We start from the raw sequence: 9,327 nt of genomic DNA, 5'->3' as shown, positions 1-9,327 counted from the left end.
TGACATTCATCAGACATAACCCCTAATTCACTCGCCCAATCGGTATCAGCATATACATAATTCTGTATCAAACGATTGGCTCTATCTACTGCCCCTAAAGTGGAATAATAATCTGTAAAAACTTGTTCTTTAGAAATCCCTAATTCTGGACTAACATCTAAATAATCTTCACAGGAAACAACACTTAATGCAACTAAAAAAAACAATAGTTGTTTATAATATTTTTTCATACTCTTTATATTTTTATTTGTTTTCATAAGAACTTCTATTTAAAATGACATTCTTAATCCAAAATTGTATCTTTTGGTAATAGGGTATACGGTAAGCTGGCGTTGCTCCGGATCAAATTCATCAGGAAGAGCAGACCAGGTATATAGGTTGTTACCGTTCATATAAATTTCAAACGAATCTAGAACTCCTATTTTTTTCATCACAGCTTTGCTAAACTTGTATTTAACCTCTAAAGTTCTAAATCTTAAAAACGTACTGGACCTATTCATATAGGTACTAGCCTGCCTATCATGTGTATTCGTTGCGGTATGCAATGCAGGATGTACCCCATTTGGGTTTGAAGGAGACCAAGCATCCAATTGTTCATTATTCAACAATTGAAAACTTGTTGTACCTGCTGAAGAATATTCAAATAAATAGGTATCTGCTAAATATTTTGAAATATCCCACATACCATTAAATAAAGCATTTACGGAAATATTTTTGTAAGAAACACCTATATTAAATGCAAAGGTTTTTGTTGCAAAACGAGGGTTATTGATAGGAACTTGATCAAATTGATCAATAATTCCATCTCCATTATAGTCAACAAAATTCAATGACCCTGGAATCAAATTAGCTGCATAAGAAGATTGTGTACTATTGTAAACATCATCCCAGGATTGATACAAGCCATCATGAATATGACCACTTTGCCAACCAATTGGTTTCCCTGCATCTTTTTGATGTTCTGCTGTAGCAATAGGATCGTCTCTTTCAACTACTCTACTTTCACTTATAGAAACATTTCCACTAATAGAATATCTAAAATCATCACCAATATTGGAGTTCCATTTTAGTTCCATATCAATACCATGATTTTTAGTTTTTCCGATATTAGCTTTTGGTGCTTGATTTCCATACCATGGAGCCGTTGTTCTACGAGGCATAATAATACCTTCTCTTTTTTCATCAAAAAATTCCACAGACCCTCTTAATTTGTTATTTACAGTTGCAAACTCAACTCCTAAATCTTGTTTGATGGCTGTTTCCCAAGTATTTTCTGGAACTGCAGGAGGACCTTCTCTATAAATTGGTCCTTGATTACTCAAAGGATCTCCATAATACAAACTTGCATTCCCTGCTGACTCTGACGTATACGTAGATTGGTATAAGAATCGATCATTTCCAATTCCTTTATCCTCACCTACTTTACCATAAGAATATCGGAATTTTAGATAATTAATAAACCCTAAATTTTCTTCAAAAAAGTTTTCTTTAGAAATTACCCAACCTGCTGCCATTGAAGGAAAAAATCCAAATCTTAATCCTGGAGCCCAATTTTCATTACCATTATAAGCACCATTAGTTTCAAATAAATATTTATCGTCGTAACCATAAGTAACTCTTCCTACCCAGCTCTCTTCGTAACGTGGAAAATTAACACCACTTTGAGCTTTTCGTCTATTGAATAACCCCATTGCACCTACCCTGTGCGCATCAAATGTTTGGTTGTAATTCAATCTTAATTCGTAATACAAACTACTACTAGATCCGGAGATGTTTTCTGGACTAACTCTAAGGGGTTCTTGCACAGCATCTGGATCTCCTTCTTGTTCAAAACCTGTTTTATCAGCATTTGGATAGAAATACAAAAGGTTTTTTCTAGTATTGCTGCTATACGCTTGACTGTAATTGTAAGACACTTTTGCGCTTGCTTTAACCTGAGGTGTTATATCTTGTTCCAATGCAAAGTCTGTATACATCGTATTTGTACGTCTTCTCCATTGTCCTTCTTTTTCCATTCTATAGAAGTTTGGGTTCACAACAGCACCTTGCTCTGTACCCAATAAATCTCCCTCAATAATTGGAGCCGTACCGATTAAAGGTGTTTGCCAAATACGTGTAAAACTATCTCCACCTCCACTGGCTATACCATTATTAGTTCCTTGAGTAATTACATTTCCATTCCAGTTTTTAAAATTACCTGCTAAACCAACTTTAAATACTGTTGATTTACTAAAGTTAAAATCTAGGTTTGTTCTCCAGTTATACTTTTTCTGATAGGTTCTAGGGTCAAACTGATCTTGTTCTTCAATTTTAAAAATATCTCCATCATATTGATACCCTAATGACGCGAAGTACTTCACAAAATTATTACCACCAGATATATTTAAATTGTATTGAGATGTGGTTCCTGTGGTTAGCAATTCATCTACCCAAGTGGTATAAGAATAAAATCTTTTGTCTCGATTAGGATCTCTCCACATATCAATCTCACTTTGAGGATAGATACTTCTGTACAAACCATCATTCATTGCTGCTTCATTGTAATGCTCTAACGTTGTAGCATAATCCATATAATAATTTGTATCCATGGTAGGTTCTTTAATTCCCCAACTGGATGAAAAATTCACTTTTGTTTCCCCTTCTTTTCCTCTTTTGGTTGTTACTAAAACAACTCCATTTGCTCCCTTTACACCAAATACGGCAGCCGCTGAAGCATCTTTTAAAATAGAAATAGATTCAATCTCGTTTGGATCCAAATCATTAAAATCTCTTTCTACCCCATCTACCAAATACAAGGGGGTATTATTTGTCCAAGTAGATTGTCCACGTATTAAAATATCCGCTCCAGTTGATCCAGGTTGTCCTGCAGCTTGCATGGTACTTACCCCTGGCATCAAACCCGTTAAGGTTTCGGAAACCGAACCAACGTTACCTGCTCTAACTAAATCCGTTCCTTTGGCTGTTGTTACAGAACCTACTACGGTTTGTTTTTTTTGTGCTCCGTATCCGACTACAACTACCTCATCTAATTCGGACATGTTTTCCTCTAGCACTACTTTGATAGAAGTTTGTCCGTTTAAAGGGTAATCCTTTGTATCAAATCCAATAAAAGACACTTCAATAATGGCATTTTTATCAGAAACCTTGATAGAAAAATTACCATCAAAATCAGAGGTAACTCCATTGGTCGTTCCTTTTTCAATTACATTGGTACCCGGCAATGGATCTCCATTCTTGTCCAACACAACTCCCGTTACTTCAACAGATTGCTGATCTTCTTCAGAAATTAATATTTCATTCTCTTTTGGATGTGCCTTGAGTACAATATGCTTTTCTGACATATTGTATTTAATACCGGTTTTAGAAAACAACTGATCAAGCACTACTGTCAATGGTTGTTTGTCAGCTTTAATACTTACTTGTTTGTTGTATTCAATCTCTTTGTCTTTATAGACAAATTTATAATCCGTGATTGTTTCTATACGATGAAAGACCTTTTCAAGCTTTACGTTTTGCAAGCTCAAGGTAATTTTTACATCTTCATTACTGTAAGAATTCGCATTGGTTTGGAACATAGAAACAATAAAAAATAGAGTTGCAAACTTCATTTTTAAATTGTTTGGTAAGGGAACGCAAAATGATTCCCTTAGAATAACTAGTTTTTTCATTACTTTTGTTGTTCATTAGTTGGTTAGATAATCTAATCACACCTAAATCGGGAAATGTTGCAGCATTTTCCGGTTTTTTTTTGGTGTAATTAAGCGGTTTAAGTTTTCGTAGTTTTTATTTCATTCGTGATCGGGTTTAAGGTGTTATGGTTATTATATCGTTTTGATATGTATAGTTAACTCCAAAGTTTTCATGGAAGGTTTCTAAAATATAATCTAGACTTTCATTATGAAAACTTGCAGTAAAGGATACTTCTGCGATTTCTTTGTTTTGATTCACAATCACCACATCATATTGTCTTTCTAATTTTTTTAGAATGTTTTTAAATGGCTCATGTTTGAAAAGAACATTCCCTTCTCTCCATGAAGTATAAATAGCGGTATCTACATTTTCTGTAAGTAGGGTTTCGGTGGTTCTATCAAAAGATCCTAATTGTCCTGGTTTTAATAAACTTGCCGTATTTTTATCGAAATATTTTCCTTGATACAAGCCAACGGAACCTTCTACTAAAACAGTCTTCGTTTGCAAATCTTCAGGATATGAAGAAACATTGAATTGGGTTCCTAATACTCTAATATTAATTTTATTAGCGTTTACAACAAAGGGATGTTTTTTGTCTTTAGCCACATCAAAAAAAGCTTCTCCTTCTAAAAACACTTCTCTATTTTTATTTTGAATAAAATTGACTGGGTACTTTAAAGTAGAACCCGAGTTTAAAAATACATGTGTGTTATCAGATAGTACCACATCAAACTTTTTACCATAGGGAACACTTAAGGTATTATACACCAATTCCTCAGTATTTGAGTTTTTATGGTAGTGTAATTGATTTTTCTTCTGTGTTCCTACAGAAAGTCCATCGGCATTCAAAAGCTCTATTGTTTTTTCTTCTTTAATTATTTTCTGTTCTCCGTTCTCAAGCGTCAAAACAATAGCATCGTCTGTAGGAATAAATTCTTCCGATTGGCTAGAGAATACTTGATGGTATAAAAAATAAGAAGTTGTCAATACAAAGATCAACATGGCTGCATACTTGAGCGTCTCAAGTAGCACTAGTCTTTGTTTCTTTTTGATTTTTGATTTTACTTTTTTCAAAGCCAATAAAGACGCTTTGTTATCCCCATTTTCATCAAAAGAGGAAACCATAGCTTGAGCTTTGATTCTGTTAAATTCTAGTAAGTTATCTGCTTTTAAATTCACCCAAAATTCAACTTCCTGAACTTCTGTCTGAGAGGCATTACCGCGAATGTATTTTAAGATTTTTGATCTGTCCATAATACTTGTTGTACTATATAGACGACTCAAAATCTGAATACACCTAAAAAATATTTAAGTTTTTTTTATAGGGATAAAAACTCCTTCAGTTGCAAGCGCATATGCTGCAATGAATTAGAGATGTGATTTTCAACTGTTCTTTGTGAAATACCCAATGATTCTGCAATTTCCGAATGCTTCATACCTTCAAACCTACTTTTTAGAAAAACTACTTTTCTTTTTTTAGGAAGCAACTCTATTGCTTTAGTAATACGTTGTTCCAATTCCTTTTCAAGAAAGGCACTGGTCTCTTCATCTGCAATAAATTGTTGTTGTAAGTCTATGTTGGTTGCTAAATACTCTTGAGCAAAAGAATTCTTAACTTTTCTATGTTTGATCATATCCAAACATGCATTTTTTGTCATTGTAAATAAATAATTATTCACATTAGAAATAGAAGTAAAATCTGTTTTCTTATCCCAAAGTTTTAAGAAAATATTTTGCACAACACCTTCCGCATCCTCCTTCGTACCAATATAGCCCTTGGCTATATGCAACAGCTTATCATAGTACAAAAGAAATAATTTCTCGTACGCTTTTTCGGTACCTTTATTTAACTGATAAACAAAGGATTGTGTTTCAATATTGGTTTGGTCGGTTTTCAGAATAAATATAGTTAGTGGTTAGCAACTTTATTCAAAATGCACACGAAATATACAAGTTTTAATTACTAAAAATTGAGAAAACCGTACTGTCTATTAAAAATAATCAGTGCAACTATTTGCATAAACTATCTTTTTAGACCTCAATTACTTCATCAATTAGTGCAATTTTTAAGCACAAAATCCCCAACATGTGCATTGAGGATTTTGACTAATTATATTTTGGGTTTCTTTATTGTTTCGGCTTGTATACGCGAATCCAATCTACCTTCATTTGATTTTTATCCGGATTTTTTAAATCTTCATCCGTTGGGGTTCTATCTGCTTTTACATGCCAGTCTTGAGATTCTAAATTGATGATAATATTCAAAGGTTTTGTGTACCCATTTCCATTTTGATATTCATAGGGATCAATTATACTTACCTCAGAAATTTCATTTGCTTTTTCCAATTCAGCGAAAGAATACTCCGTAGTTGTATTGGTAATTGTAATTTTTTGTTTACCATACGCAACATCCAATTTACCATCAGTCATGGTTGGATACCCGTATTCCCAAACACCTTTTATTTTTGTCGCAACGGCTTTGTCATGCAATACTCTAATCAATTCACCATCAATATAATGTTCAAAGTGCACTGGACTTTTCCAATATACCCCGGTTCTAACATCTCTTCTTTCTCCGTTATTCCAACAATATTCTCCCCATCCTGTAACACCTTCTCTTTGGTACCAAGCTCCTTTATCTCTAGGTTGATAATCTGTAAATGGCTTTCTTATAAAAGAATGGTGACTTACATGAATTGATTTTGCGAAATAAGAATTTCCAGGTTCTTTCCCTCCATAACATTCCATAATGTCAATTTCTTGGGTAGCATCTGGACTTAACAACCACACATCAGAAGCAAGTACAATATTTGCAACCATTGATTTAGATTCTATAAAAACTGGATATACAACTTTATCTACAGATGAAATACAACCTGCATTAATTCCTCCCAAAGGTTTATTCATTTTATTCGGCTTCCTAGAAATCGGATTTAACTCCTCAGACTGTTTCCATCTTGAGGATTTAATAACGAGATCACCACCTTCAACTTCAACATGATTGTACTTCCAATAGGTAGTTCCTGGACCATCCCAATTGCTATGATAAAAATTTACCCATTTTTTACCTTCTCCGAAATAAGCCTTGTTATTCTCTGCTTTAAAAGAATAATTAAACTCATCAGACACTGATTTTTGCAATTGCCATTCCTCCTCATTTTTAATCGCTGCTGGCAACTCCGCTTTAATGGTATTAGCTTCTTTTAAAACTGGTGCCTGAGAAGTTTTTTTTCCTTCCTCTTTTAAATTTCCTGAACTACAAGAAACTAAGATTCCCGCCATTAAAACTCCTACAAATTTCATTTGTTTCATTATTATATATTTGAATTCAAACAAATATAAAGTATTATAAAGAGGGTTCAATTTTTTAAGACTGTATATAAACTGAACTAAAACCCAGCGACACTAAACAGATAATAACCTCAGTAAAACCTAGAAAAAAAACACAATAATCAAGTTTTTATCAATTAAATCAAACACTAAATCTGCATTTTATAAGCTCTTATTTTATCGTTTTTATTTCAATTCAAATTTTACTGTGACTGTTGTTTCGATGCGTATCTTTTCAAATTCAAATGCTACTGAACTTGTTTCATTTTTTTGAGATCCATATCCAATGACTACAACTTCATCTAAATTATTATTTCTGTAATTATTGTGATGTTGATTCCTATCCATTATATACAATGCTTTACCTATTTCTTGTCCAAGAGGTTTTGTCAGATGCTCTGCTTGAGTTTTAGCTTTTGTTATGGCTAGGCTTTTTAAATTCAATTCCAACGAATCAATTTTAGAATATTCCGTTTTCTCTAAAAACACATTTGAAATTCCTACCTGCTCCAATTCGGTTAAAACTTGCTGAGCGGTTTTAGCATCGTATAATAACAACGCATAAGATTTACTTTTATGAATGTCCTTTTCTTTTAAAAAATATTTTTTAAAATTACTTGACATATCTCTTACTTCTAAATCCTGTGCTAAATTTACCTTTGCATTTTTTAGCACCTTTTGCATTTTTTTTTCTAAACTTTCCAAAGAAATTTTTCCTTTAGAATCTTCCTCTTGTAAAATAATCGTAACATATACCCTATCTGGTACCACAAGGGTATCCACCTTAGCAGTTGTATCAATATAGGATTGATCTATAAAATTTTTTGTTTGTGCATTTGCAATACAAATACCAAATAGCATAATAATAATTCCTAATTTTTTCATGATGTTCTAATTTTAATTTTTGATTATAATAAAGATGCCATTTCTACCAACCTGATAAACTCTGCTCGGTATCCATTCTCATCCATTCCTTTTGATTTCTTTGCAATTTTTTCAATCTCTTTAAATGTCATATTCTCTGAATAATCTGAGTTTTTTAACAACATACCAAATCCAGCCACAGCACTAGAAAACTGAAAACTATCTGATGTTTTACCAAAACTTATTGGCTTATTTTCTATGGGAATTTCTATCAATGTGCTCTTATTTCCTTCAGGTTTCTTATATCTAAATTTTACAGTCGCTAATTCCGAAGCAAACTTTGTTTTAGAGGCAGGTTCTATGGTTTGATATTTTAAATCTGTATCGTATTTTTTGGAGGTAGAAACAGGTACTATTTCATATAAAGCGGTTACAGTATGCCCTGCTCCTAGTTCACCCGCATCCTTCTTATCATTTTGAAAATCCTCATCGTTTAACAATCTGTTTTCATATCCAACCAATCGATACCTTTTTACCAAATTAGGGTTGAATTCGATTTGAATTTTTACATCTTTAGCAATGGTAAATAGGGTTCCTCCAAATTCATTGACAAACACTTTTTTAGCTTCTAAAATATTATCTATATAACTATAATTCCCATTCCCTTTGTCGGCAATAATTTCCATTTTACTATCCTTATAATTTCCCATTCCAAAGCCAGTCACAGAAATAAATATTCCTTTATCTCTATTTTTTATAATGAGGTTTTCTAATTCCTTATCACTTGACTGACCTACATTAAAATCTCCATCGGTAGCCATTACAATTCTATTATTTCCTCCTTCAATAAAATTTTCTTCTGCAATTTTATAAGCCAACTCTAAACCTTCCGCTCCAGCAGTACTACCACCAGAATTTAATTTCTCAAGTGCTTTTAAAATTTCTTTTTTCTTATCTCCTGTTGTCGATGGCAAAACCACACCTGAACTTCCAGCATACACCACAATTGCCACTTTATCTGTTTCTCTTAATTGTTCTACCAACAAAGCATAAGCTTTTTTTAAGAGAGGTAATTTATTTGAACTCGACATAGAACCAGAAACATCAATTAAAAAAACCAAGTTACTCGCTGGTGCATCTTTTGTATTCAACTGTTTTCCTTGCAACCCGATATGTAATAATTGATTTTCAGAATTCCAAGGACAGCTTGACAATTCATAATTTATTGAAAAGGGATCCTTTGTCTTTGGTTGTGTATAAGCATAATAAAAATAATTGATCATTTCTTCAACTCTAACTGCATCTGCAGGTGGCAGGGTTCCATTGTTTATAAATCTTCTAACGTTGCTATACGATGCAGCATCTACATCTATAGAAAATGTTGACAAAGGTGCTTTTAACGGATTCTTAAAACCGTTTTCCTCCACAGAGGCATAACTTTCA

6 protein-coding genes and 1 pseudogene are annotated in these 9,327 nt (G+C 33.0%); all 7 read right to left on the bottom strand.

Annotated features, from left to right (window positions below; translation table 11 throughout):
* Window positions 1-230 (bottom strand): annotated as a pseudogene (locus P8H68_RS14525) (hypothetical protein); the annotation flags it as partial.
* A gap of 39 nt (window positions 231-269) precedes the next feature.
* Window positions 270-3,608: a TonB-dependent receptor gene (locus P8H68_RS14520; RefSeq protein WP_300326800.1), complete on the bottom strand. Its 3,339-nt coding sequence runs from the start codon at window positions 3,606-3,608 to the stop codon at window positions 270-272.
* A gap of 196 nt (window positions 3,609-3,804) precedes the next feature.
* Window positions 3,805-4,944 (bottom strand): FecR domain-containing protein, encoded by a 1,140-nt coding sequence (locus P8H68_RS14515; protein ID WP_300326797.1) that lies wholly within the window; start codon window positions 4,942-4,944, stop codon window positions 3,805-3,807.
* 65 nt (window positions 4,945-5,009) lie between these two features.
* Window positions 5,010-5,567, bottom strand: coding sequence for an RNA polymerase sigma-70 factor (locus P8H68_RS14510; protein ID WP_300326803.1), 558 nt, complete (start codon window positions 5,565-5,567; stop codon window positions 5,010-5,012).
* A gap of 250 nt (window positions 5,568-5,817) precedes the next feature.
* Complete coding sequence (locus P8H68_RS14505; RefSeq protein ID WP_300326794.1) at window positions 5,818-7,002, bottom strand: beta-agarase; 1,185 nt, start codon at window positions 7,000-7,002, stop codon at window positions 5,818-5,820.
* Between the two features lie 204 nt (window positions 7,003-7,206).
* Complete coding sequence (locus P8H68_RS14500; RefSeq protein WP_300326791.1) at window positions 7,207-7,905, bottom strand: SIMPL domain-containing protein; 699 nt, start codon at window positions 7,903-7,905, stop codon at window positions 7,207-7,209.
* A 23-nt stretch (window positions 7,906-7,928) separates the two neighbouring features.
* The coding region (locus P8H68_RS14495) for a VWA domain-containing protein (RefSeq protein ID WP_300326789.1) at window positions 7,929-9,327 on the bottom strand (1,399 nt) is incomplete at its 5' end.

Origin of the sequence: Flavicella sp., from assembly GCF_029238425.1 — a bacterium.
Taxonomy (GTDB): Bacteria; Bacteroidota; Bacteroidia; order Flavobacteriales; family Flavobacteriaceae; genus Flavicella.
Note: the sequence above shows the minus strand (reverse complement) of the source record. Positions and strands in the feature narration are given on the sequence as shown.